We start from the raw sequence: 25,128 nt of genomic DNA on the forward strand, positions 1-25,128 counted from the left end.
CATTATAAATTCTAAGGAAACTGATATGGCACGCACTAAGGCATTGAATCTGAAAGGGGCCGTGGTTGCCGTTACGGGCGGCGCGCGCGGGATTGGACTTGCGATCACGGAAGCTATGCTTGCTGCGGGTGCAAAAGTCAGTATCGGGGATATCGATGTTGCGCTGGCTGAGAAAGAAGCTCAGCGTCTCGGCATTTTTGCTGCACGGCTGGATGTGCGTAACCGCGAGTCTTTTGTCGCATTTTTGGATGCTACAGAGACTGCATTGGGACCGATCGATGTATTGGTGAACAACGCGGGTATTATGCCGATGGGTGCGTTTACCGATGAAGATCCAGCGCTTGCCGAGGCGCAGATCGACATCAACTTTCGCGGCGTGTTCTATGGGATGCAACTGGCGTTACCGGGGATGCTGACGCGTCATCGCGGGCATATCGTTAATATCGCCTCTCTGGCTGGGCGTTTTGCGATTCCTGGTGCCGCAGTGTATACGGGAACAAAATTTGCAGTAGTTGGGATGACTGAAGCTGTCGCTGCAGAGAATCGTGGTTCGGGGGTGAATTTCACCATCATCATGCCCTCTAAAGTGACCACGGAGTTAGCCTCTGGCACAGATGATGCGGGTCGCGGTATCCCAGCAGTGAGTCCGCAAGAGGTTGCACAAGCTGTGGTGAATGCTGTCCGTCAACCCCGCTTGATGGTCGCGGTACCGGACTATTTGCAGACGGCCCATGCACTTTATGGGTTAGTACCCAGCTGGTTGCAGGAACGTGGTCGTCGTATACTGGGGGACAATCGAATCCTGACCAACTTGGATCATAAAGCGCATGCGGGTTATGAGCAGCGTATAGCCAAGCTTGCGGTCAAAAAATAAAGCTTACTACTACTAAGAAGAACCGTATGAAAAACAATCTTGCACTTCAAGCCATCAAAGCAGGCTTACGACTTTCTTTTAAGTTGCCTAGTCTTTTACCACTTCCTGTTACGGTATTAAGAAGTGGAATGGAGCACAGTGCGCAATTGTTTAAGGTTCGTAGTGATGTGCAAGTGGAATCCGTGACCCTAGGTGGTGTCCGCGCCGAACGTCTCAGTCCAGAGAAAAGAACAAACAAAGTTATTCTTCACTTCCATGGTGGTGCTTTTTTTACCGGTTCGGCAAAGACCCATCGTGCCTTAGGGGCAGAGCTAGCGGCACGTGCACAAGCGGTCGTTTATATGCTGGAGTACCGACTGGCTCCTGAGCATCCTTATCCTGCCGCACTGGATGATGGGGTGGCGGCGTATCGTGCATTGCTTACTTTGGGGTATAAACCGCAGCATATCGTGTTAGGTGGTGACTCAGCAGGCTGTGCACACATACTGAGTCTTGCCGTGAATCTCCGTGATCAAGGTTTGGCGTTGCCTGCCGCGCTGTTCATGATTTCACCATATGTGGATATGACGCTGAGCGCACGGTCCATCACGACTTTAAAAAAACGCGATCCGATGTTGACCAAATATGCCTTGCAGCGAGGGTCAGATGGCTATCGCGATTCGATTGCGACATGTGATCCTCGTATCTCGCCACTTTTTGCCGATCTCTATGGACTCCCACCTTTACTGATTCAGGCGGGTAGTGAGGAGATATTGCTGGATGATGCCCTGCGTCTGGCTGAGTATGCAGGGATATCGGGGGTCTATGTGGATTGCCAGATTTTTAATGGTATGTGGCATAACTTTCAAATGTTTAATGCAATTTTACCTGTTGCTGATCGTGCAGTGGATCAGATCGCAGTGTTTGTTAAGCAATATATGGGAGGGTGATGAGGCCTCTAGGATCATCATCAATCAGTAAGTGCTTGAGCGTACTTACTCTCCCGCCAAAGAACATTCAAAGCTGCTTGGGTCCAAGGCACAGCGTACTTTTTTAAGTAGCCCCATCATTTTCTTATCGTAAAAACCTTGATTGGTCAGACTGATGCGAGCCTCACGCATCAATTTGATGTAGCCGAGTTTATCGTTGGCCGGGAGTTCTTCCCAATATTTAGGGTCAATACTCTTTTCGATTTTGTTGGTTGTCTCAAAGGTGCGACCAATCAGTCCCACGACCCAATTTCGACTGTTTTGACCATAGCCGTCAGGAAATTTATTTTTTTGAATGATAATGTCGTATGTGACATGAACCACAGGGAAGCGGAATATACCCCCTTTAGTCCCGAGTCCTTTAGCCAGTTCCAAGGGCCGGAATCCAATGGCAGGCATGCCCAATGCATCAATCTGTCCATTGTTAAACTTACCGCCAATATTCATTAAATCACTGGCAACGGGCTGTCCCCCCATCTTTTCAACCATGAGGGCTTCCGCTTTATCGTAGTCATACACGCCAAACTTGATTCCGGTAGCTTTCATGAGGGAATTAATTTTACGGTCTCGAATCATAATATAAGCAGGACCGTATGACGTTACACCTGCAACTTCATAGTTCTTATAGACCATATCGGGGGCAAGTTTAGGATTTGCCATTAGCGTTAAAATCGTTTTTGCTGCGGTGTTGTTCGGTACGCTGCCAATGGCATCAATTGAGGCGACGAAACTGTTAAAGGGGTGGACACGGATGCCTGTCAAGGATACCGCATCGCACTGTCCGGCCTTGAAGTCTTCAACGGCAAGTCGTTCATCAGGGTAAGGTTTCAAAGTAATGTTGGCGCCCCATTGCTTGGCTGCAAGGGCATAGTCTTTCATGAGTGCATAGCTATCGCCTTGTGCACCTAACAGGTCAAATACGCATAGAGTTTGAGCGTGTACAGAACTTGCGGCAACGACTGTCGTTACGGCAAAAATCACTTTTGCTTTCATATTTTGAATATCCCTATTACTTATTTTTTATCGTTTTGTTTTACGATGGTTTTGCCCCTGTCGAGTTCCATTTTCAAGGGGATAGCCATGGCATGTTGCAGGTTGTTGCTCAATGCATGGGCGTGATGTTACCCAAAATTTTGTGCCGATGCATCAGATTGTAAAATTTATTGATAACTTTCAGACCAAAAGCTATGGCTTAAGGGGATATTCTTCTTTGCTAATCAAATTCCAATAGGCTTTATTTTGGAAGTTTAACACCCGCTTAAAAATCCAAAGTCTTGTCATACGTTATTCATAAACACCTGCTTAAATCGTAAAGCCATACACCTCTACGTATGGTAATTCGATTTAGCTGATTCAGCGGCCCCTCACAGCGGGGCTTTTTTTCGCGTTGTTTGAATCATGCGATATCGTCATCTTTTTTACATAGTCTTGAGGTGAAGAAAATGAGCAACAATCAACGTCAATCACACCATCTCATTTAAACAGTGCGAATAAGAAAAAAAGTGATCTCACACACTGGCATAAGTTGCACTTTGAGCAATTGCTCACGACCAAGAAAGCAAAAAAATGATGTAAAAATGCCTGCTCTTATCGCAGGCTTTTTTGAGGTGTTTTGATCTGTTGTTGGTGAGTTTTTCCAATTAACTGACTTGCGCCGCAATGATTCTCTTAAACTGATATAGCATAAATTTAAGACCCAGATCCGATTGTAGTTTGATGAGCGGCAGGGCCTTTTTAATCAGAGGTTGGTTACTGTCAATCGTCGATACCCACTCTACGAAAGTGCCTTGCTTGTAGGGCGTAAAGATCATGCTACCACCCAGATTAATGAGGGGAAGTGGCCAGAGAATAAAGAGATAGTCCATGCGCTGATTGATCTCAAGTCCCGTAATCTGCTCTTGAATCACCATGCCTTTGATATGCAATTCACGGATAGCACCAATGCCATTGGATGATCCATCTGGTGCGGCGAGCACGACTGACGTTTGGTCTACGAGGGGGAGCTTTTCGTAAGTAGAGGGATCAGTCATCGCATCAAAAACACGAGCTGTTGAAAACGGCATGTAGAGTGTAGCCCGGGAAGTCACTGACATGATGAAGACTCGACAAGTTAAAAAACGGAACTAAAAACAGTTAAGGGTTGTAATATAGTTAGTATCATAAAGGAACTTATGATGTATTTGAGCATAATTCCACAGTGAAGTGGGGTTTTACTTATGAATAACTCATACATGTATGGGTTAAAAATCTATTTTTATTTGTCATATTGATTATTTAATTAAATATAAATTATTGTTTTCATATATTATTTTTAAAAGAAATCTTACTGCTGTGCCTATGATTTTACAGTAAAACAGCCTATTTACGTTCCATTCTATTTGAAATTCCTGCTCAAGAACCCTTTAAAAACCATTGTTTACATCTACCGATTAGTTGTTTGCTAAGTTTCGGCTAAGTATTTAAATTCATTGAATTTAATTTTAAACATGTCATTTGAATGTCATATTTCGGCTGTAGTTTGACCACCTTAGCAACACGTCTTCGAATGATCGACTATAAGGTTTGAACTGATGAAAATTTTGAATGATTTACGGGGTGGCAAGGTTTCGAATGGATTTGCATTGTCCATTTTGACCTATTGTGTATGTGCAGCGATGAGTAGCAGTGCATTTGCAGAAGATGTGATTGATCTGGGGACGGTGAGTGCAACACGTGCTGCACAACCGAGCAATACAGACCGCTTAAGCAAGACGCAAGTCGATAAACAAAAAGACTTGCCTGCCGCGGCTAAAGCAGCCATTTCACAAGGTTCACTGGAAGCGGCATCTGCACAGTCTGCGGTCAGTACTTCTTATATCCAAAACATGCTGACGCCAAACGCTGATTTTGCGCAAGTGATTCAGATGACACCAGGAACCTTTAGTTTTAGCCCCAATGGTCCGGGATTGGGTCAGTCCAGTACCTTCTTCCGTGGTTTTTCTGACGGCAATTATTCGATGACCTATGATGGAATCCCATTTCAGGATACCAACTCGCCGACACATCACTCATGGGTTTTCTTTCCCGGTCAGATTATCGGCGGTGCAGTCGTTGATCGTAGTCCAGGTCGTGCATCCACACTTGGACCTGCCAACTTTGGCGGTTCAATCAATTTACTGTCTAACGATTTGACGCCTGATCCAAGTGGCAGCGTCACGGCGTCTTATGGCACATGGAATACGCGTTTGTTTGGTGCGAAAGTCGATACGGGTAACTTTGGTCCGGATGGCTCATCTAACCTGATGATCAATGCTAGTCAGATGAACTCAAATGGCTATGAGACATTGAACGATCAGCAACGTCAGAATCTAGCAGCAAAGTACCAATATGCGTTGACTGAAAACACCATTCTAACCTTGTTTGGTACAACTGAGGAAGTCAAAGCCAATACCGCAAATGGTTCACCCACACGCTCGCAGTTGGATAAGTTTGGCGATAACTACTATCTCGTAGATGATCCTAGTCAGCCGAACTATGTCGGTTATAACTTCTACCGCGTTCATACGGACTTTGAATATTTAGGTTTGGTCTCTGATTTGGGTGCGGGCTGGAAGCTGGACAACAAACTGTATGGCTATGATTATCATAATACGCAGTACTATGACAGTGCCTTGCCCGGTACTAAAAACGCGATTGGTCCAACCAGCGCGATTGACAAATTAAACGCTTACCACACCTTTGGCGATATCCTGCGTATTAGCCAAGATTCACGCTATGGCACATTACGTCTCGGGATGTGGGCAGAACAGGCCGATACCAACCGCCATCAGATTCCATCGAATCCTGTGACGCTGGTAGATACATTCCCACAGAAATTTGATCAGGCCTTTACCACCAAAATTCTACAACCGTATGTGGAATACGCATTCAATGTCACGGATGCTTTGAAAGTCACTCCGGGTGTGAAATATGCACATTACGATCAGGATTTCACCCAGTATCCGGGCAAGATTCAAGGCAACTTGGGTGGTCTGCCGCATATCAAAACTTCAGCGACCTATAGCGATTGGCAGCCGTCGATTGACGTGCACTATCTGCTGGACAAAAACTGGTCAGTGTATGCTCAGTATGCCTATGGCGACATTATTCCGCTATCCAGTGTATTCGATGTGACTGGCTCGAAAGTCCAGACTAATCCAAAACCGACCTTAAGCAAAACTGCTCAGATTGGTACGGTTTGGAAATCAGATCGTTATACCTTTGATCTGGATATCTACCATATCAACTTTGACAATGCTTACACCTCTTCTTTTGATCCAAAGTCTGGTGAGACCAACTACTATTCAGCGGGTTCATCGACTGCACAAGGGGTTGAAGCAGAAAGTAATATCCTTCTAGGAAATGGGATCAGCCTCTACTTGAACGCCACCTATGGTACCAACAAGTACAACAGTGGCTTACTGAAAAACCAGTCGGCGGAAAAAACACCAACTGATACAGAGGCATTAGGTATTAATTATACCCAAGGCAACTGGAATGTCGGTATCACGGATAAACGCATTGGTTCTATGTGGAATCAAAATGGCGCTATTCCAGAGGCGGTCAAGATCCAGTCCTATAACGTAGCTAATGTCACTGCGAACTACACCATGCCATGGGGTTCTGCTCATCCATCGCTATCGACCAAGTTCCAGTTTGCGGTCAATAACTTGTTCAGCCAGCAGAATGTCGTGGGTGTATCTCCAGCCACGGCACCCACCAAGACCAGTGCATTTACAGCATCACCTGATGATCAGTTGACTGTGACCGCGCCACGTAGCTTCACCTTCACTGTAACCCAGAATTTCTAAGTCGTTTTTGGACATTGGAATTGTGGATACCCGTTAGTTTCTCCTCAGAGGAGTCGCGTTTTTTAGCGCGCTCCTCTCTTTTTATTTTTAACCAGGCCTCGTGCCGAAAAGTGATCTTATGCATATCTCTCATCTCATCCAATTGGCGAATGATTCCGGTGGCACACTGTATCTCATGGTCGTCCTACTGCTTGTGGCCCTGACCGTCATCATCGAACGGACGCGTTATTTATCTTCTATGCTGCAAGGCGGCGAGAAAATCATCGCGCTCTTGAAAAGCAACTCTAGCTCCCAGCAATTACATGATTTGCCGACCAAGCTTAAGCAGCTTCCTCAGGCGCGTTTATTAAATGTGCTCAGTCATGAGCCTGCCAATGTGAGCTCTCAAGTGTTGGGTGATCATTTGGAAGAAGCGCTGATGCATGAAGTACCGACATTGGATAAGTCACTTTGGGTACTGGATACGGTGATCACGCTTGCGCCTTTACTGGGATTGTTTGGCACGATTATTGGCATGTTTAATGCGTTTAGTGTCATGGGCGATATCCAAAACGGTACGCCAGAAATCACTGGCGGCATTGCAGAAGCCTTGATTGCAACGGCATCCGGTTTATTTATTGCGATCATTGGTTTGGTGTTTTTTAATGCGCTGCATACGCGTGTACGGATTGTGCTGCATCAGCTTGAAACGATCAAAATCATGTTGGTGAATCGTCATGAGCAGTTGAAGCAAGCGCCTGTCAAATTGACGGTGACTGATTCTCGTGTCGCTTCAAATGGTCAGCCTGTGCAAGTAGGAATCTAAAGATGCGTTATCTTGAAACTAAAAAAGCACGGATTGAGATCATCCCGATGATCGACATTATGCTGTTTTTGCTTGTTTTTTTTGCCATGATGACGCTGAAGATGATCCCAACATCTGGACATCTGACTAAGCTGCCGACCAGTTCAACAGCCGTCACGATTCCGCCAACGAAACTGTTGGTAGAGATCACACTGGATCAGGATGTCGTGGTTGAAAATCATACGATGACCTTGCCGCAACTGACTGCATTGTTGAAGAGCCGTGACAGTAAAAAAACCGTGGTCACCATTGCGGGTGATCAGAATGCATCACTGCAAACCGTGATGAGTGTGATTGATGCGGTGAAGCAGGGTGGAGCAACCGAAGTGGCGCTATCCGCCAGCCATGCGGCGCCAGCACCATGAAGGTTGATTTCAAAAATCCGTCTGTGCAGGCGTTTGGCTTTGCGCTGTTGATTGAGTTCGTACTCATCGCGGCGTTGGTGATTTATGGTGTCAATCATGTCAGCTATGAGCACGTGAAGTCGGAGGCGATGATCACGTTGACGGAGAGCACTCCTGAGGTGAAACCCGAAGTTAAACCTGAGGTGAAACCTAAAGTCGAGCCACCGAAACCCAAACCTAAGCCATTTGATCCGCCGAAACTGGTGAAGCAAAAGATTGAGCCTAAGCCTATTCAGCCGATGCCGCCCAAACCAGTCCCTGCAGAAGAGAAAGCACTACCGACTCCGGTTGCAACACCAACCGCAGCAACTGAACCGACACCTTCTGTACCTGTGACACCCCCCGTGGTGAAAAGCGAAGTGGATCCGCATGTGGTGAATAGTTATGCGGCAAAACTGCTGGCAGCCGTGCAAGCCGCAACGCACTGTCCAGATGGCGTGCAATTCAGTGGTCGTGTCCGGGTTGCTTTCAGTTTGAGTAATACCGATCCCAGCAGTATTCGGATTCTGGTCGGTAGTCATGTGACTGCGATTGATGAAGCCGCACGTCATGCCGTGCTGGATGCGCGCATTCCTGAGCCGCCAGCAGAGATGAAGGGCAGCTTGCGTAACTATCAGACGTGGGTTGATTTAAATTGTCAGTAGCTAAATCCAATCATTGAATGCAAGGAATCATGCATGAACACATTGATGCCGAAGTCGTTATCCATGGTCATCAAAGCATCGACAACTGTGCTGATGTTGCCGACAGCGTTATCACTGACCTTGCTTGGTTGTGGGGCCGTGCCAACCGCCAGCCAGCATCTGGCACCCAATGCATCTACAGTGGTCAATACATTGGTGATTTTGGGACCCCAAGGTCAGCCGATTGCACGGGCAATGACCCAAGCCGATCAATGTCCGGTACTGCAGGTAGATGGGCAAACTCTACACATGGATGTGCGCGTCAAGCCTGAAATTATTCCACAGCGCCCCACGATCTCCGATCCTGAAGTGTCCAAACCCTCTGCTTTTCCAATCTTGACTTGTGAGAAAGCTATCCCAGCAGGGACAGTCGTGGCCAGTATCAGCGGTCAAGCATTACCATTGCCCAAGGCGTTGGTGAAGCGGATTGTGGTGATTGGCGATACTGGCTGCCGCATCAAAAAATCTGATCATGCGTATCAGGCTTGTAATAATCCAGAGCAGTATCCATTTGCCCAAGTGGCGGCACAAGCTGCGGCACAACATCCTGACCTCGTTATTCATGTCGGAGACTTGCTCTACCGTGAAACGCCATGCCCAGAAGGTAATGTCGGCTGTGCAGGCAGTCCGTGGGGCTATGGGTGGGATGCATGGAATGCTGACTTTTTCACCCCGGGTCGCGTGCTGATGCAAGCCGCGCCGTGGGCGATGGCGCGTGGCAATCACGAGTCGTGTACACGAGCTGGACAGGGCTGGTGGCGCTTTATCGACCCCCGTCCACTCCAAGTGGGGCGCGATTGTAATAACGCAGCGAACGATGACAGCGGTGATTATAGCGATCCTTATGCAGTGCCAATTGGCGGTAATGCGCAATTGATCATGCTGGATACGGCCAATACCGCAGGCAAACCGGTCCTCACCGGTGATATCCGTGAGATCAAGTATCGTGATATGTATCATCAGATGGAAACCCTGTCGCAAGGTGCGGCATATAACATTGGTGTCAACCATCACCCGATTTTGGGCTTCACTGCCAAGAAAGATAAACAAGGCAATATTACGCTGATGCCTGGCAATCAGGGCTTGCAATCGGTATTGTCCGCCATCAATCCTTTGCTTCTGCCACCGCGTGTCAATGCGATGTTGTCGGGGCATGTGCATTTGTGGCAAGAGGTGAGTTTTTCGACCCCACATCCGACTCAGTTTATCGCGGGCTTTTCGGGGACGGAGGAGGATGTGGTGCCACTACCCGAAACTCTGCCTGTTGGTGCAACGCCAGCAGTCGGTGCCGTGGTTGATCACTTTAGTTCATGGGTCAGTGGCTTTGGTTTTATGACCATGGAACGCACCAGCACCGATAATAACCAATGGCTGGTCAAGGTTTGGGATCGCCATGGCAAACAAGTGAATACCTGCCATATTGATGGCAAGAACTCTGTCTGTGATGTGGCGCAGGTGAAATAAAGAGAATGCTCCACGCTTACGCAATCTGCCGATTAGGTAGATTGTTTGGGAAAGCTGACCATGACGGCGAGCCCTGTCGGACGCCCATCTTGACCGTCTGAGGACTCCAGATGAATGGTTGCGCCGATACGGGTAGCAATGGTTTTGACGATGGAAAGACCCAGTCCAGAGCCGATTTCGTCATTACCCAGTACGCGATAAAACGGATCAAACACCCGGCTTAATTCATCTTGTGGAATCCCCGGGCCATTATCTTCAATGGTGAGTAAAACCCGGTCAGACTGGCTATGTACAGACAGATCGACCGTGCCTCCGATTTGGGTATATTTGATTGCATTTTCCACCAGATTTTTCAGCAAGATTTGTAGGTCGAGTTCCGAGGTCAGGATTTTGGCATCTGCATCGCCAATGACACCAAGATCAATATCTTTAGCTTCTGCTAGTGGTAGTAGTTCCTCGAAAATCTGGCGAAAGATCTGCTGCATAGAGATCTCTTTAGCCTGCCCACTGACGGATTCCTGTACACGAGCCAGAACAAGCATTTGATCTAACAAAACTTTGGCACGCTGTAAACCTGTGCGGAGGGTCGCTAAACGTTTACGCGCTTGCTCAGGCATGTCACTGACACTTAAGCGTTCCGTTTGTAGAGAGAGTGCCATGAGTGGGGTACGCATTTCGTGCGCTGCATCGGCGAGGAAGCGGCGCTGGGTGGCGACTGATTCTGCAACACGGCCAAATAAGCGATTAATAGCGACGACAAAAGGTCGTATTTCCGAAGGCAGGTTATGCTCACTTACGGCATCCAGATCATCATCGGAGCGTTCTTCGATATTGAGTGCCAGCTTCTTGAGCGGTTTAAACATCTGAAAGATTAGATCGGCAACCAGTAGTACCAAGATCGGAATCAGGATAATAAGAGGAAGGAGAGTGCGTATCGCGCTATCTTGAGCGACTTCATCACGCACGATGGTCTGCTGACCGACCGCAACGCGTACCCCTGTATCCAGTTTTTTGACAAAGATGCGCCATGTCTCATCATTGGCGGAAATGGTTTGCAGTCCATCCGGCAGATTGAGTGGCAGGGCGAGTGCGCCTCGGTCTAAGGATTGTTTGATTTTCTGGGTGGGCACGACCTGAACAACCACGCGGGATTCAGGGTCAATATCGGGTACACCATCTTGCGAGTCGTTGATCGACAGTGTGAAGTGGTGATGATTGATCAGTGCGGCAACTTGTTTAAGCTGATCGTCCTGCAGTTCGTTAGCTTCCCGAAAGGCGGAAACAAAAGACAGGACACCCGCGATGAGGGCGGTCAGGAGAATGACCACCGACAAGCGCATCGACAGCTTGAATTGCAGCGACTGCCTTATTTTTCTTGGGGCACCATCCATCCGACACCTCTGACATTTTTGATGGCATCACTGCCGAGTTTTTTGCGCAGCGCATGGATTAAAAATTCCACCGCATTGCTTTCCACCTCTTCATTCCAGCCATAAATGCGATCTTCGATATCGGCACGCGATAAGATTGCACCAGGGCGGATCATCAAGGCATGCAGCAAGGAAAACTCGCGCTTGGATAGACGTGTCGTTTCGCCATGGATCTGGGCTTCATGAGTAGAAGGATCTAAAGTGATGACCCCATTGGTGAGCACGGGTGCTGCGAGGCCCCCTTTACGGCGGATCACGGCACGCATACGTGCCAAGAGTTCGGCCATCTCAAAACTCTTGAGCAAATAGTCATCTGCACCAGCATCCAGACCCAGTATCCGATCTTCCACGGCATCGCGTGCGGTAATGATGAGTACAGAAACATCATTGCCCGCAGTACGGATACTCCGCAGCACGGTTAGGCCATCTTTTTTGGGCAAACCTAAGTCGAGGAGTACAACATCGTAGTGTTGGCAGCCCAAGCTTGCCAAGGCAGCTTGTCCATCACGCACCCAGTCCACGGCATAGGTGGCATCTTTGAGTGATTGCTCAATGGCATCGCCAATCATCTTGTCATCTTCGACGAGCAGTACGCGCATGATTTTGCCTTCCGTTATTCATTATTTTCTAATCATCATTATGATGTGGCTTTCTCATTCTGGATGCTTAAATACGTGACCAATCCCAGAATCACAACCAGAAACAGCACACTGGTTCCTGTGGTGCCCAAGCCTAGTCCGCCGCTATTGACCGCTTGCGACAGGTAATCGCCCCATGATGCACCAAAGGGGCGGGTCAGGATATAGGCCATCCAGAACGCCGTAATGGCATGACGCTTAAAGACATAATACACAATTGCAATGCTGCCAATCACAGCACCAAACATCAGGGCTGAGTTTAGATAGCCGAGTTTAAGCCCTTCTGCCACCAGATCTCCAGCCGCTGTACCGAGTGCAAAGGTAAATAAAATGGCTGCCCAATAGAATAACTCGCGCTTCTTAGTATAGATGGTATGGATTGAAAGCGTCCGTTCTGAGGCATACCAACTGATAAAGGTTGCGATCAGGGCAATGCTAAAAACTGCTGTAGCGACCGCTAAGGGTACCCCGAAATGATCAACGAGATTGTCGGTGATGAGCGTGCCGAAGATGCTGATGAGTACAACCGTGAGCCAGTAGATCCAGGGAATATAGCGCTGGCAACGAAGCTGGATGGATAAGCTGATCAACAGCAGTACACCCATGATGATTGATGTTACCGTCAGGCCAAGATGGACATTGAAAATCAGAAAATCTGCCGCAGTCTCTCCAACGGTAGTGGACATCATTTTGATGATCCAGAAGAACAGCGTGACTTCTGGCACTTTGTTAAGAAGGTGGGATGAGGGCTGGAGTGATAGGGTCGTCATTGCTTTAATCTCTGCGCCTAATGCTAGTCGATACGTTGTCGATGCATAAATTATGGGTGGTCGATTGCGTTACGCTGCCACTATGCGTGATTAGACTTATATGACCCATAGGAGGTTTTTTTTATGACCCAGTCTCGCTGTGAGATGGCTTTATTTCCTGAGTACTTTTTCAAAGATGAGTAATAGGATGATCAATGCCGCAAGACTAAGGGTCATTGTCAATAAATAATTCATTAGAGGTTGCCCCTCAATTCAGACTAAGCCCAGCATAGGTCTAGGATTAATCATCGCCACAGAAAAATCGGCTATAACCGATAGCGCTTGAAACGAAGAACCACGCAATCGCGTGGTTCTTGCCGATCTACATCAGTATTGCCATTACAGCGTACACTGCTCATGAGGATCTTGGTGATAGCCTTTGCTCTTCGCGGCATCAACAGTCACGTATTCACCCTTTTTGGTTTTACCATAGAACTTGCTGTTTGAGCAGTGCCATGCTTTGGAGTTGGCATTGATCCACACTTTGCCTGAACCACCGCCTGCTGCTGCGACAGTCGGTAAACCGGATTTAACCGTGTTGGTGACCGTTTTTGTTTGGGTGACCGTAGTGGTTTTAACGGCAGGGACCGTAGGTACAGCGGGTGCCGCTGCTTTGAGCGTCGTTGCGGCTGAGCCCACAGGCGTCACGGCTTTGATCGAAGTTGTTGATGTGACGGTTTTTGCAGGTGCGGATGCCGCTGTAGAAGCAGCAAGCGTTGTATCCGCAAAGCTAGTGGCTGCAGATAAAACACCGATAGATAATGCAATTGATTGAACCAGTAATTTCATAGCACTTTCCTCAAAAATAATAATGGCGCATGTTGATCGATCATCTTGAAACGTTGAGATCACTTTTCATTGCGGGGCTGCAAACCTGATGAGGCGTACAACCCACATTTCAAAGTATGTCCACGCAAAATTATCTGAAACATAGGGTTTTTCGAGTCCATCCCCCTTTTTGCAACGTCTTGTAAAGCATGTAATCACTCTGTTTAAGGATAGACGGCGAATTAAGGGTTTGTGTTATTTAGGCTGATTTTGTTGAGCGCCAACAACCAGAACTTCAAACTCGCCATTGTTTGCAGTCGGCAAGTAGATGGTCTGCGTTACGGAATCCATCGCCATGGTTCTGGCGCCTTGCGCAGTGGGGTAGTTGCCAGTGACGCTGTAGTGATCGGCATTTCTCTGATGGATCGCGGTCAAGCTGCCCCCCGCTGCCCCATTGGATGAATAGATGGTGTTGGTCTGGACATCAAAATATGCCGCATCAGGGTGCTCACCGATGGGTGCGGTTGCGACTTGCTGTCCAGATTGAGCATCGGTAATGATCATGGTCTTGTTCTGGCAGACGGAGAACAGACGTTTGTGGACACTGTCGATCGCAAGACCAGAGGGTTCTTCACAGTTTTTCAGTGGCCAAGTCGTGACGAGTTTATCGCTGCTGATATCAATCACACCTACTTCGGCCTTGTCTTCGATATTAAAGAAGATTTTTCCATTGCCATCTTCAACTGCAAATTCAGGACGACCTGTGGCAGCAATGGTGGTCAGCACTTTCATGGTTTGGGGATCAATCACGCTGATGTCGGCACTTTTGCCGTTAAAGGTGTAGAGTTTTTGCGATGCGGCGTCATAGAGGATTGCATCGGGGTTAACACCAGAGACTGTGGTGTCCTGCTTGGGCTGTAAGGTATCAAGGTCAAACACGGTAACGCTGTTGGATGCACCATTGCTGATAAAACCCAATTTTAAATTCTGGGCAAATGCCACACCATGTGCGCCGTGACTCGGGATTTGAGTCAGTAGTTTACCGCTGGGCAGCTCTAACACATTAACATGGTCGCCTTGGGTCACAAATAAGTGATGGCGGGTGGTATCGATTGCGGCGTAATCCCATTTTGAGGCCGCACCCAAAGCCCAATGCTGGAGGACGGTCATTGGCGTGGTTTTGACCATTTGATCGTGTGTTTTGTGCTGGGTATGCGCTTCGACTTGGGTGGTCAATGCGAGCAGGGCGGCACTGAGATAAATCGCATGTTTGACAAATGACATCTTCTTTCTTCCTTAAGTTTTGGGATGGCGCGTTAAAACACTAAATAGGACAGGCATCACAATGAGCACGAGCGGGAACTGCACGATCAGCCCTGCGATGATGGCAATGGCAAGCGGCTGCTGCATGGCAGAGCCTTCACCGATCGCAAAAGCCAGCGGGAGTAGGGTGAGAATTGCCGCGAGGGTCGTCATGGCAATGGGGCGCATACGGTTTTGCCCGGCCAGAATCAAGGTATAGCGTTTGCGCTGATTCAGACGTTGCGCCAAACGCTGTGCATGGTTTAGATCAGATGGACTCGCTTGCGGTGAATCGGTTGTTAACTGCATATGCTTATGGAGTTCGTTATATTCAGAAAAATAGAAAATCGCGACTTCGGTGACAATCCCGATAATCATGGTCATGCCCATCATTGCGGAAATGTTCAGCTCAATGCCCGTTAGCCATAGGCCAATAAAGACGCTCGAAGCGGCAAGCAAAGGCATCATGAGCACGGAGAGCGCAATAACGAAGCGCTCATAGAGGAAGAGCAGCAGGAGGAATACCAGCGCCACGGCAGTGGCAAATACCACCATGAGCCCACGGAAGGCAATCTGCTGCTGCTCATAGAGTCCGCCCAGTTCCATGCGTGCATTGTTGGGGATAAAGCCTTTGGCACCGACGATGGCTTGCACATCTTTTATGGCAGAGCCTAAGTCACGGCCACTGATGCGTGCGGTGATGGCGACCATGCGCTGCATTTGTTCACGATTGATTTGTGACTGTCCCGCAACGGTCACCAGTTGTGCTACATCCTGCAAGTGAATGATCGCGCCTGTGCTGGTACGCAAGGGCAGGTTTTGCAAGTCTAAAGTGGTCTGGCGCTGCTCCGCTGGAATCCAGACGCGGACTGCTAATGAGCCGATACTGGATGCATTGGCGGGGCTAATCTGAGTGGCAATACGACCGCTCATGGCATCTTGTACCATCTGATTGATGCTGTCGGTCGTCAGTCCTGCCAGTGCGGCACGTGCGGGATCGACATGCACTTCAATCGCATCTCCCGCTGGGGTAATACCTGGATTGACATCAACCACACCATCAATATGACCAATGGCTTCTGCGGTTTTTCCAGCAAGTTGATTGAGCAGTTGGGGATCATCCGAAAACAGTTTAACTTCAATCGGTTGTGGCACCGCTGTGAGATCGCCAATGACGTCCTCCATTAGTTGGGCCAGTTCGATATGAACTCCTGGCACATGCTGCTCCACTTCACTGCGAATACTTTCCATCACCACTTCGATATCTTCGCGTGGTTGGGGCTTCAAGCGGATAAAAAAGTCACCTTGATTAGCCTCATTCAATCCACCGCCAAGCCCCATGCCGGTGCGGCGTGAGTAGGTCTGCACATTAGGGTTCTTCTGAATGATGTTTTCCACTTGGCGTAGTAGACGATCGGTCTCGGTCAGCGATGTGCCTGCGGGCGTGCGATAGTCGAGGATAAATCCGCCTTCATCCATTGCGGGCATAAAGCCTGAGCCCACTTGGGTAAAGGCAAACCCGCCCAATCCCAATAGTGGAATGACAATCAAAAGGACCCAGAGCGGTTTGCGGATCAAACGGCTGAGTAGCTTGATATAGACGCGGGAAACTTTGATGGCAAAGCGGCTGTTGGGATGAGGCGCTGCATCGCGCTGGCTAAAAAACAGATTGGCAAGGATTGGAATGACCAGCCATGTCATCAGGAACGAAATCAAGAGTCCTGTTGCCATGGTCAGCGACAGGGCTTTAAAGAACGCCCCTGTCACACCAGTTAAAAATGCCAGTGGGACGAAGATCACAATCGTTGACGCGGAGGAGCCTCCAAGCGGTCGGAAAAACTCCTGTGCGGAGGCCAGCGTCCAGCGCTGCACAGTTTGTGCGCTGATGGGGTCAGCGCTTGGATCGTGACTGGCGGCGCGCTCATGTAGACGACGGATGAGATGTTCGACCATCACAATCGCATCATCAATGATGAGACCGACCGCCGCCGCCATACCGCCTAAGGTCATGATGTTGAAACTCATGTTGAACAGACTGAGCAGGATGGTGGTCAGTGCCAGTACAACGGGCACCATCAAGACCGCGATGAGAGTAATTTTAATATTGCGTAAAAAGAGTAACAGCACTGCTCCTGCCAGCACCATGCCGATCAGGATCGCATCCATCACACTACGCGCGGATGCGGCGACCAGTTGGCTTTGGTCATACCAGCTCTTCATTTTGACGCTGGTCGGTAGATGAGCAAGGGCAATTTGCGCTTCAATGTCTTTGGCGATCTGGATACTGTTCCCGGTCGGTTGCTGATAAATATTCAGCAAGATGGCATCTTGTCCATCGGCGTTGACCCGCACGACTTGCGGTGCGGCATGTTTAGCAATGGTGGCGACATCTTTGAGTTGAATGATACCGTCAGGGTTGCTTTTGACCACCACATTGCCGATATCGGTTTCATCTTTGAGCGGGCTGTTGGTGATGACCAGATACAACTTATATTGATCTTCAAGGCGGCCATTGGCCGAGACGATATTGGCAGCAGTCAAGGCCGTAGACAGATCATTCAGCGTTAAACCCACGGCTTGCAAACGCGTGGGATCGGCAATGACCTGATATTCATCCTGTGTACCGCCTGCTACTTCTACCCGCGATACACCATTAACGGTGGATAGTAGCGGGCGCAATTGGCGCAAGGCCAGTAAGCGCAGGTCGGAGAGAGATAAGCTATCAGAACGTAAGCTATAAGCCAGTATTGGAAAAACTGTTGGGTCCATGCGCCGTACGGACATCTGTGTGCCGGCAGGTAGTTTAGGCAGTAACTGGGCAATGGCCTGATTGATCTGCGAGGTTGCCATGGTCATGTCAGTATTCCAATCAAAGTTGACGGATACTTCAGCTGAACCGCGACTGGTGGTGGAACGGACACTGCGGACATTGGGCACTTGACGGATCGCGTCTTCGGTGGGGGTGGTGATATCGAGTGCCATTGGGTCAACAGGACGATCTCCCGCATCGAGTGCCACCACCACGCGTGGGAAATCCACACGCGGAAATAACGTCACCGGTAAACGAATCGCTGCCGCAATCCCTGCCAGCATAAGCATCAACACCAGAAACAGTAGTGAGCGTCGATGCTGATCAATCCAAAACATCACCCCTTTTGAATCATTAACTCCCGCTTGGCTCATCGCTGTTGCTCCTGCACAGCCATGCCATCACTCAAGGTATAGTTTCCGAGCGTGACAATATTGAGGTTCGGGTTAATTGCACCGCTGATCGCGGTGTATTGATTGGTCTGAGTGCCGATTTTGACAGGTGTGCGAACAGCCTTATTGTTTTTGATCTGATAAATATAAGCGCCTTGTCCGTCTTGTAGCACGGTATTGCGCGGAACGACCCAGCCTTTGGCCGCAGATAAGGTCACCGTGGCTTGGACAGGAAGGCCGGCACGCCAAGTGTCAGGCAAAGACTGAGTGAATCGAACCGGCACATCGATCCGCCCGGTTTGGCTATTCACAACGCCATCAGTACGCGCAAGGCTGCCCGTCATGCTGCTGCTCTGACCGCCTGATCCCATAAAGACTGGCATGATCTTGATGGCCATGCCGCTGTGTAGCTGACTGACCATCTCCGGGCTAATGCCAATGATTGCTTGAGGTGTACTGACTTTGCTCAGCACGATCAGCGGTGCACCCGCCGCGACGCGTTCGCCAGTCTGGTTATTGATGCTGATCACCAGCGCATCCGCTGGTGCACGCAAGGTTTGCAAGGTGTTCTGTCCGCCTTGTTGCTGGAGGGCTTGGAGGGTTGCCTTGGCATCGGTCAGCGCTTTTTCAGCAGTGGCCAATTGTGATTGAGTGGCGAGTTTTGCCGTATATAGATCAGCAATTCGCGTGCGTTCACCTGTGGCAAAGACGACAGCAGAACTGGCTTGTGTGGTCGTCATGATCATTTGCGGGTCAGTTTTTAAGACAGCCAGTACCGTACCTTTTTTGATTTTCTGACCGACACTGACCAGTATGCGTTCCAGTTGTCCTGCTTGAGCAAAACTGGTGGTGAGATTCGCGCTGGGGTCACTTTGCAGCACGCCATAGGCGGTGATGGTCGTCGCAAGACTCTGCTGCTCTGGGCGCTGGCTGTGAACTTGGGCAATCGGGGCATTTTCTGCGGCAACTGCATGGGCGCTGGTGATGGTCAGTAAGATCAGAAGTGGTGTGACATGAGGTGTCGTATGGCGTGTGGATAGACTCATGGTGTCAGCCCCTGTGCTGTTGAGTTACGGTGTTCAGTCGGCAGACCTAATAAAATACTGAGCCCCACGTCTTGCTCACGAATGGATTGTTCTAGGGAAAGTAATTCAAGCTCTTGATTGAGTAGATTGGTATTCAGGTTCATCCAGATCACATCGTCAAGCAGGCCAGTACTTGCGACGGAACGTGCATGATCGACATCTTCTCGCAGATGACGGAGTGTGCTTTGACGATTCTGCCAGACGGCAAATTGTTGCTGCTGTTCTGACTGCAAACGAATGACACTGGATTCGGTCTGGTTGAGTCGCATCTGATACTCATCCTGCATCCGTTGCCGTGTTGCCTGTTCGATAGCGATCGTGCCACGATTGCGATTAAAAATGGGCAATGACAGGCTGATCCCCAAGCTATTGCTGACCACACCTGCAGCATCGGTGGCTTGAGTGAGGCCGACGTTGAGGCTCGGAAACTGGGCAAGGATCGCTTGGCGAAATTTTGCATCCTGACTGGCGTAGCCCGCTTGCAGTGCTTGCAAGTCTGGCCGGCGCTCAGCCATCTGTGCCAGTGCGACCTGAATCAATTCGGGTGCAGGCAGCGCGGAGGCCAGATCGGTTTGATGGTGGGTGCTGGGGGCAAATGATGGCTCCAGTTGCAAATCAAGTTGGGTATCCGCAGGCAAACCGAGTAAATCATTTAGGTCATGCAAGGTGGTCGCTTGTAAGGCTTTTTGATCGTCGATCTTGGTGTCGATCGCTTGTACGGCGACGCGGTCACTATTGGCACTATCACGGCTGAGGATGCCTTGTTGCATGGCGCGATCACTGCGTGCGCTGCGATCGGCCAGTAAATGTTGTTGGCGTTCTAAAACTCGGAGGATGTCGCGCTGCATCCGTGCACGAACCATGAGCAGTTGAGCTTGACCAATCACCTGCCACTCTTGCCAGAGCAGATTAAGCGTAGCTTGGTGGTTGGCCTCGGTGGCCGATTTTTTTGCGGAGGAGTGAGCAAGGAGTGCCCCAAAGTCATAACTGATCCCATAGCTGGATGCGGCACCGACGTCGCTGGGATGCGTGATGTCATGTGCAAGGCTCAACTGCGGATCTGGCAATAACCCTGCGGCAAAGGATTGAGCTTCCGTGACACTGAGATCTGAGCGGGCCAGGCGCAGCGCGGGATTATGGCTGACTGCCAGCATTTCAATTTCAACGGTATCGAGTCCATCTGCTGCATTAAACGGATGCGCTTTGATTGTGGGAAATGCTTGTAGTGCTCTAGAGTCGATGGTCTTTAGCGTGGCGTAGTGCGGTGTGGTGGCGAGGGGCGCAGGATGATAGAGCGTACAGCCCGCCAGCATCGTACAGCCCATTCCACACAGCAAGCTTGTATAGCGTGACAAGGCAAATCGATGCTTATTGTTTAAATGAGAGATCATATGCAAAAAGATCGAGTTCGGCAGGGGATTGTTTTGATTATAGAAGGTGCTTTCTTAGGTGACCCATAGCACCAGTGTGTACTGAATTGGGTGCTACAAATTTTTTGTTTCCTGTATTTTTCAAAATACACACGCTTCGTCACAAATGGATACATGTATTTTTACCATTTGGTGCAAAAATTGCTTAATTAAAAATCAAGATCGATAGTGCTGGATGAGGTCGTCATGTATGAATGTTTTAGCTATATTTGCCAGAGTTGCCATACGCTACAACTGGATACACGCTCTTCAGCAAATGCGCTTTATTTGTCGGGATCACAGTGTCTTTGCTGTGGTCTGATCATCACTGTCCAGACTAAGCGCCGCCAGTTGGATGATTTTTTGTTGTCAAAAATTATGGATAGTGACCAAGTGATAGGCGCTATCTCTCAGCCTAACGCACGCATTCATTTAAGTTTAGGTCACTAATCCGTGAGCATCCTACGACAAGTACATGACGGTTATCTCTAGAAAAGTGTCTAGACGGCAAGGCCATTTTGAGGGTAAAAGATCTGATGATTTTATCTGTGATCAGGTCTAAGGTCAGGAGTGAAGCCATGTCTTATACATACACCATAATGGATTCCCCCGTCGGTTCATTAACATTGGTTGCCAGAGGGGCACGACTGGCCGCGATTCTTTGGGAAGAAGATCGCCCCAATCGGGTGCGGTTAGGAGAGATGACTGAAGATCAGCAACATCCCACTTTACTTGAGACCCAACGCCAACTGGCTGAATATTTTGCAGGTACACGTCAGCACTTTGATATCTCGCTTGATTTTGAGGGCACTGATTTTCAAAAAGCAGTATGGCAGGCCTTACTTACCATTCCCTATGGGGAAACGCGTAGCTATCGTGACATTGCCGAGCAAATTGGCAATGTCAAAGCTGTGCGCGCGGTCGGTGCGGCCAATGGGCGCAATCCGATTTCGATCATTGCACCTTGTCATCGCGTGATTGGTGCATCGGGTGATCTGACGGGTTTTGCTGGTGGGCTTAAAGCTAAAGAGGTATTGCTACGGCTAGAAGGTTATATCCCTGATGCAATCCGTACGATGCCTAAACTTCGGATAAGGAAAGGCATCGAATCGCCTCAAATGGGGCTGTTTTAAGCAAGAGCTATGAGCTTCTAATCAATTAAATGAAAATAATAATTATAAAATATAAGCCTTTGTCGATTATGTGAGTCGTGATGATTTAATTGTAATTGATAATGATTATCGATTGACATTGCATTAGTATCTCCCTTAGACTTTCTTTCAAGTTGATCATTTGGTAAAAATAGTATGGATATGCAGCAATTGCACCCTACTGTCACGTCGATATCAAGTACGGATGCACAGTATGCACAGGCCTGTCAGCAAGGTCTGGTGCGCACCCTCCAAGCTTTATTTCGCGAGAAATTGCTCGATGCCAGTCACTTGGTGACTGAAGGCTCTATCGCATGGTTACCGCTCTGGAGCCAAAAAACATTACTGCGCTTTGAGGGCTTAGAGCTTGGCCGCATCGGCAGTTGTCAACTCATTGGTGGTATCACCTGTCATAAAACGGGCAGCCGACCTTATCCGATTAAAACTCCTTCCGCACTCCTGCGCGCTGTCGCTGATGCATTACCCCTGCCTGTCAGTCAGGCAGATCTTGAGCGTCTGTGTCTGGAACTTGAAAACAGTATTGATAACGACGCCTTATGTCTAACTTATCGTGAAAAGTGGGGTCGGGAGCTCTTACGCAGTCGTGGTGACCATCGTTATTTCCTGACGTCTTTACGAGCAAGCGCACAAGCTAATCCATTGCTGATGCTTGAACAGTGGGGCACCATTGGTCACCCTTGGCACCCCACCTACAAGACCAAACTGGGTTTGAGTGCGGTGGATGTGATGCGGATGTCGCCTGAGTTTCAGGCCGACCTAAAGATTACGATTGCCGCAATCAAAAAAGATCAAGTCCATGCAGAGTTGCAGTTAGAAGCGACGGATCTCGCTTCAGAGATATCGTATGGCGCTTGGTTTGCCCAGCAGTTTCCAGCGGTTTTTGCCCGCTGGCAAGAGGCGCTGACCCAAAACGGTCATACCCCTGATGACTGGGTGCCGTTGCCGATCCATCCTTATCAAGCAGAACGATTCATCAGTGACGAGTTTGCTGCTGAGATTGCCCAAGGTACGCTGGTGCTTCTGGATAACGTCTCAATTGCAGCTTCACCGACCATGTCGTTTAGAACGGTGGTGCCTGAGCATTCAGGTTCTATGCCGCATATGAAGTTGCCGGTGTCACTACGATTGACCAGTGTCGAGCGTACCGTCTCGCCCAAATCAGCCGTGATGGGGCCGCGCATTACTCAGTTATTACGCCTTATCGTTGCAGTGGAGCAGGGTTTTGGTCAGTGTCTTGAGATCGTCGGTGAGGATGTCGGGGTTCATTATCTGGATCCAAATCGGGACGATAATCGATCACGTCATCTGTCGGTCTTGTATCGTCAAAATCCCTTGAGCAAACGGACCGATGAGTTGTTTCCGCTCCCTGTAGGTGCGCTATTTTCCAGTTCAGCCTATGCCAAGCGTCCGCTAATTGCCGAGCTAGTCGCATTGGGTTATGGCAGCCATGACACAGCGGCGGCGGAGTTTTTTCAGCAATATGTCCAGACTGTGCTGACTGCGACTTTAAGTGCCTATCTCATTTATGGCATTGCCTTTGAAGCGCATCAGCAAAACAGCTTTATGCTGGTTGATCAGGCGTATCGTCCTGTATGCCTGCTGGCGCGTGACTTTGGTGATGTGCGTGTGCATGCCCCGACGCTAGAGCAGATGCAATACACGCTTGATCCTTTCCGTGCAGGTCATACCGTATATGAAGACCATATGCCCGTACGCGACAAGATTTTACATGCAGTCATGCTTTGTCATTTGAGTGAAATGGTGCTGCTGCTGGCTCGAACCACACAACAATCGGCATTGATCTACTGGACGGTGCTGCGTGAGCAAATCATTCAAGTCTTTGATGCCCTGCGACCACGCACCAACCCCGAACGTTGGCAGGCTGAACGTGAGGCGTTTTTGGAGTTGCCATGGCCTGCCAAAGCGTTCTTACGCATGCGTTTGTCTAATACACAGGATGATGTACATGGTCAGATGCCGAATCCCTTGAAGGCGATCTAACGTGACCGAGCGAAGTTTGCGTTGGGAGCGTGTACGTCATCCATTGCTGTGGTTGTTTGTCATTCAGATGCTCTCCATGGGTGCCATGGAGATGAGTGCGCCTTTCTGGGCGCTGCATTTTAAGGCGGCAGGTCAGTTATCGGCGTATTGGCTCGCGATCGCCAGTGGTGTTGCCTATGCCGGTCCAATGGTAATGGCGATGTGCTTCACACCACTCTGGGGGCGTCTCGGAGACCGCTATGGACACAAGCCGATGCTGCTAAGGGCGTTGTTTGCCTTGGGGGTGACGCAGCTGTGTATCGCATGGTTGAACGATACCTTCAGTATTTTAGTCCTGCGTTTAGTCCAAGGTGGCTTGGCGGGATTTATTGCCGCATCACAAGCCTATGGCACGACGCTGGTCAATCGCGAGGGGCGCTCAGCGCTCATGGCCAGACTTCAGGTTGCAACAGCGATTGGTTCGATGGTTGGTCCGTTGCTTGGCGGCATTATTTTTGATTTTTATAGCTTTGCCTGGCTCAACCTTATTGCGGCATTGATCTGCTTTGGCTGTGCACTGGCAGCGTGGTGGCTACTACCTGCAACGCAGGTGAAAAAAGTATCCAAATCGGTAGAAACGTCTACGGAGACATCACTACCGATCGCGGCATTCTTCGGTTTATTACTTGGCATCGTGTTGGTTCAAGCCGGCAAGATGATGCCTCAAGCCTTCTTCGGTATTTTTGCGGAGCAAACCCTACACGCCAGCGCAACTGTCGTGGGCTGGTGCTATGGCGCCATTGCTGTGGGGCTGTGTGTGGCTGCGCCGATCTGGGGTAAACGCTTTGCTCAGCAGAGCCAAATACACGTCCTTCAGCAAGTGGAGTGGGTGACATGGGTTTGCATGTTTGCAGTGGTGGCGCAAGCGATAAGCAGCAACATCGCTGTTTTTATCGCGGCGCGCGTGGTCTGGGGAGTTTGCCTCGGTGCGTTGCTCCCCGTGTTTTATAGCTTGTTGTCCAAAGTGGCGGCAGATCATCAGCAAGGTCATGTACTGGGCTTAGGTAATAGTGCCGCCAAAGCTGGCGCGCTAATCGGGATTGGAATTGGTGCAGTTGCCATGATGTGGCTACCTGTTGCTTATTTGTTTTGGCCTGTGGTGGTGACCTATGGCGTTGCTGCGTTAGGGATTCGTCTGTTGCGTTTAAAACCAGAAGTTTTTAGCCCGACTTCCTCGGCATCGTTATCCAATCCATCGTAGCTTTATA

The 25,128-nt window shown here is 49.2% G+C and carries 20 protein-coding genes; 10 read left to right on the forward strand and 10 right to left on the reverse strand.

All coding sequences use genetic code 11. The annotated features are described in order from the left end of the window. Positions 1–25 precede the first annotated feature (25 nt). Complete coding sequence (locus ACLHG7_RS04805) at positions 26–874, forward strand: SDR family oxidoreductase (RefSeq protein ID WP_410209902.1); 849 nt, start codon at positions 26–28, stop codon at positions 872–874. Between the two features lie 26 nt (positions 875–900). Then, positions 901–1,803: an alpha/beta hydrolase gene (locus ACLHG7_RS04810; protein ID WP_410209903.1), complete on the forward strand. Its 903-nt coding sequence runs from the start codon at positions 901–903 to the stop codon at positions 1,801–1,803. A 45-nt stretch (positions 1,804–1,848) separates the two neighbouring features. On the opposite strand, the gene ACLHG7_RS04815 is transcribed toward ACLHG7_RS04810, so the two are convergent. Further along, positions 1,849–2,844 (reverse strand): putative solute-binding protein, encoded by a 996-nt coding sequence (locus ACLHG7_RS04815; RefSeq protein ID WP_410210387.1) that lies wholly within the window; start codon positions 2,842–2,844, stop codon positions 1,849–1,851. A 638-nt stretch (positions 2,845–3,482) separates the two neighbouring features. Beyond that, positions 3,483–3,935 carry an SRPBCC family protein gene (locus ACLHG7_RS04820; protein ID WP_410209904.1) on the reverse strand — a complete coding sequence of 151 codons (453 nt, stop codon included), beginning with the start codon at positions 3,933–3,935 and terminating at the stop codon, positions 3,483–3,485. A gap of 477 nt (positions 3,936–4,412) precedes the next feature. Between ACLHG7_RS04820 and ACLHG7_RS04825 the strand changes: the two genes are divergently transcribed. The 5 genes from ACLHG7_RS04825 (at position 4,413) to ACLHG7_RS04845 (ending at position 10,066) form a co-directional block, all read left to right on the forward strand. Next, positions 4,413–6,671, forward strand: coding sequence for a TonB-dependent receptor (locus ACLHG7_RS04825; protein ID WP_410209905.1), 2,259 nt, complete (start codon positions 4,413–4,415; stop codon positions 6,669–6,671). Between the two features lie 118 nt (positions 6,672–6,789). Beyond that, positions 6,790–7,476, forward strand: a complete 687-nt coding sequence (locus ACLHG7_RS04830; protein WP_410209906.1) for a MotA/TolQ/ExbB proton channel family protein — start codon at positions 6,790–6,792, stop codon at positions 7,474–7,476. Positions 7,477–7,478: 2 nt separating this feature from the next. After that, on the forward strand, positions 7,479–7,880 hold the full coding sequence (locus tag ACLHG7_RS04835; RefSeq protein WP_114900250.1) for an ExbD/TolR family protein: 402 nt from the start codon (positions 7,479–7,481) through the stop codon (positions 7,878–7,880). After that, entirely contained in the window at positions 7,877–8,563 is a 687-nt protein-coding gene (locus ACLHG7_RS04840) for an energy transducer TonB (RefSeq protein WP_410209907.1), read from the forward strand. Before ACLHG7_RS04835 ends, ACLHG7_RS04840 begins: the two co-directional genes overlap by 4 nt. Before the next feature lie 33 nt (positions 8,564–8,596). Further along, entirely contained in the window at positions 8,597–10,066 is a 1,470-nt protein-coding gene (locus tag ACLHG7_RS04845; RefSeq protein ID WP_410209908.1) for a metallophosphoesterase family protein, read from the forward strand. A 32-nt stretch (positions 10,067–10,098) separates the two neighbouring features. Here ACLHG7_RS04845 and ACLHG7_RS04850 read toward each other — a convergent pair whose 3' ends face one another. The 8 genes from ACLHG7_RS04850 to ACLHG7_RS04885 all read right to left on the reverse strand — a co-directional run bounded on the left by ACLHG7_RS04850 (position 10,099) and on the right by ACLHG7_RS04885 (position 20,654). After that, positions 10,099–11,457 carry an ATP-binding protein gene (locus ACLHG7_RS04850; protein WP_410209909.1) on the reverse strand — a complete coding sequence of 453 codons (1,359 nt, stop codon included), beginning with the start codon at positions 11,455–11,457 and terminating at the stop codon, positions 10,099–10,101. After that, positions 11,433–12,095, reverse strand: coding sequence for a response regulator (locus ACLHG7_RS04855; protein ID WP_410209910.1), 663 nt, complete (start codon positions 12,093–12,095; stop codon positions 11,433–11,435). The genes ACLHG7_RS04850 and ACLHG7_RS04855 overlap by 25 nt, the downstream gene beginning before the upstream one ends. Positions 12,096–12,133: 38 nt before the next feature. Further along, positions 12,134–12,904: a hypothetical protein gene (locus ACLHG7_RS04860; RefSeq protein ID WP_410209911.1), complete on the reverse strand. Its 771-nt coding sequence runs from the start codon at positions 12,902–12,904 to the stop codon at positions 12,134–12,136. Between the two features lie 378 nt (positions 12,905–13,282). Further along, complete coding sequence (locus ACLHG7_RS04865; protein ID WP_410209912.1) at positions 13,283–13,732, reverse strand: hypothetical protein; 450 nt, start codon at positions 13,730–13,732, stop codon at positions 13,283–13,285. A 234-nt stretch (positions 13,733–13,966) separates the two neighbouring features. Next, entirely contained in the window at positions 13,967–14,995 is a 1,029-nt protein-coding gene (locus ACLHG7_RS04870) for a YncE family protein (protein ID WP_410209913.1), read from the reverse strand. A 12-nt stretch (positions 14,996–15,007) separates the two neighbouring features. Beyond that, positions 15,008–18,196: an efflux RND transporter permease subunit gene (locus tag ACLHG7_RS04875; RefSeq protein ID WP_410209914.1), complete on the reverse strand. Its 3,189-nt coding sequence runs from the start codon at positions 18,194–18,196 to the stop codon at positions 15,008–15,010. Beyond that, a complete protein-coding gene (locus ACLHG7_RS04880) occupies positions 18,193–19,260 on the reverse strand; it encodes an efflux RND transporter periplasmic adaptor subunit (RefSeq protein ID WP_410209915.1) in 1,068 nt (355 codons plus the stop codon). Before ACLHG7_RS04880 ends, ACLHG7_RS04875 begins: the two co-directional genes overlap by 4 nt. Then, positions 19,257–20,654 carry a TolC family protein gene (locus ACLHG7_RS04885; RefSeq protein ID WP_410209916.1) on the reverse strand — a complete coding sequence of 466 codons (1,398 nt, stop codon included), beginning with the start codon at positions 20,652–20,654 and terminating at the stop codon, positions 19,257–19,259. The genes ACLHG7_RS04880 and ACLHG7_RS04885 overlap by 4 nt, the downstream gene beginning before the upstream one ends. 632 nt (positions 20,655–21,286) lie before the next feature. Here ACLHG7_RS04885 and ACLHG7_RS04890 point away from each other — a divergent pair. The 3 genes from ACLHG7_RS04890 to ACLHG7_RS04900 all read left to right on the forward strand — a co-directional run bounded on the left by ACLHG7_RS04890 (position 21,287) and on the right by ACLHG7_RS04900 (position 25,121). Continuing rightward, a complete protein-coding gene (locus ACLHG7_RS04890; protein ID WP_410209917.1) occupies positions 21,287–21,841 on the forward strand; it encodes a methylated-DNA--[protein]-cysteine S-methyltransferase in 555 nt (184 codons plus the stop codon). A gap of 174 nt (positions 21,842–22,015) precedes the next feature. After that, the gene (locus tag ACLHG7_RS04895; RefSeq protein ID WP_410209918.1) at positions 22,016–23,881 is read left to right on the forward strand and encodes an IucA/IucC family protein; all 1,866 of its coding nucleotides are present in this window, start codon (positions 22,016–22,018) and stop codon (positions 23,879–23,881) included. A 1-nt stretch (position 23,882) separates the two neighbouring features. Then, positions 23,883–25,121 carry an MFS transporter gene (locus ACLHG7_RS04900; protein WP_410209919.1) on the forward strand — a complete coding sequence of 413 codons (1,239 nt, stop codon included), beginning with the start codon at positions 23,883–23,885 and terminating at the stop codon, positions 25,119–25,121. The last annotated feature ends 7 nt before the right edge of the window (positions 25,122–25,128 follow it).

The organism is Aquirhabdus sp. (genome assembly GCF_046462495.1).
Lineage (GTDB): Bacteria > Pseudomonadota > Gammaproteobacteria > Pseudomonadales > Moraxellaceae > Aquirhabdus.

Bases quoted from the DNA above. Each gene is read 5' to 3' on its own strand.
- ACLHG7_RS04870 (WP_410209913.1), bottom strand. From the start codon at position 14,995: ATGTCATTTGTCAAACATGCGATTTATCTCAGTGCCGCCCTGCTCGCA.
- ACLHG7_RS04845 (WP_410209908.1), top strand. From the start codon at position 8,597: ATGAACACATTGATGCCGAAGTCGTTATCCATGGTCATCAAAGCATCG.
- ACLHG7_RS04880 (WP_410209915.1), bottom strand. From the start codon at position 19,260: ATGAGTCTATCCACACGCCATACGACACCTCATGTCACACCACTTCTG.
- ACLHG7_RS04875 (WP_410209914.1), bottom strand. From the start codon at position 18,196: ATGAGCCAAGCGGGAGTTAATGATTCAAAAGGGGTGATGTTTTGGATT.
- ACLHG7_RS04825 (WP_410209905.1), top strand. From the start codon at position 4,413: ATGAAAATTTTGAATGATTTACGGGGTGGCAAGGTTTCGAATGGATTT.
- ACLHG7_RS04890 (WP_410209917.1), top strand. From the start codon at position 21,287: ATGTCTTATACATACACCATAATGGATTCCCCCGTCGGTTCATTAACA.
- ACLHG7_RS04810 (WP_410209903.1), top strand. From the start codon at position 901: ATGAAAAACAATCTTGCACTTCAAGCCATCAAAGCAGGCTTACGACTT.
- ACLHG7_RS04855 (WP_410209910.1), bottom strand. From the start codon at position 12,095: ATGCGCGTACTGCTCGTCGAAGATGACAAGATGATTGGCGATGCCATT.
- ACLHG7_RS04895 (WP_410209918.1), top strand. From the start codon at position 22,016: ATGGATATGCAGCAATTGCACCCTACTGTCACGTCGATATCAAGTACG.
- ACLHG7_RS04865 (WP_410209912.1), bottom strand. From the start codon at position 13,732: ATGAAATTACTGGTTCAATCAATTGCATTATCTATCGGTGTTTTATCT.
- ACLHG7_RS04850 (WP_410209909.1), bottom strand. From the start codon at position 11,457: ATGGATGGTGCCCCAAGAAAAATAAGGCAGTCGCTGCAATTCAAGCTG.
- ACLHG7_RS04820 (WP_410209904.1), bottom strand. From the start codon at position 3,935: ATGTCAGTGACTTCCCGGGCTACACTCTACATGCCGTTTTCAACAGCT.
- ACLHG7_RS04830 (WP_410209906.1), top strand. From the start codon at position 6,790: ATGCATATCTCTCATCTCATCCAATTGGCGAATGATTCCGGTGGCACA.
- ACLHG7_RS04860 (WP_410209911.1), bottom strand. From the start codon at position 12,904: ATGACGACCCTATCACTCCAGCCCTCATCCCACCTTCTTAACAAAGTG.
- ACLHG7_RS04835 (WP_114900250.1), top strand. From the start codon at position 7,479: ATGCGTTATCTTGAAACTAAAAAAGCACGGATTGAGATCATCCCGATG.
- ACLHG7_RS04805 (WP_410209902.1), top strand. From the start codon at position 26: ATGGCACGCACTAAGGCATTGAATCTGAAAGGGGCCGTGGTTGCCGTT.
- ACLHG7_RS04840 (WP_410209907.1), top strand. From the start codon at position 7,877: ATGAAGGTTGATTTCAAAAATCCGTCTGTGCAGGCGTTTGGCTTTGCG.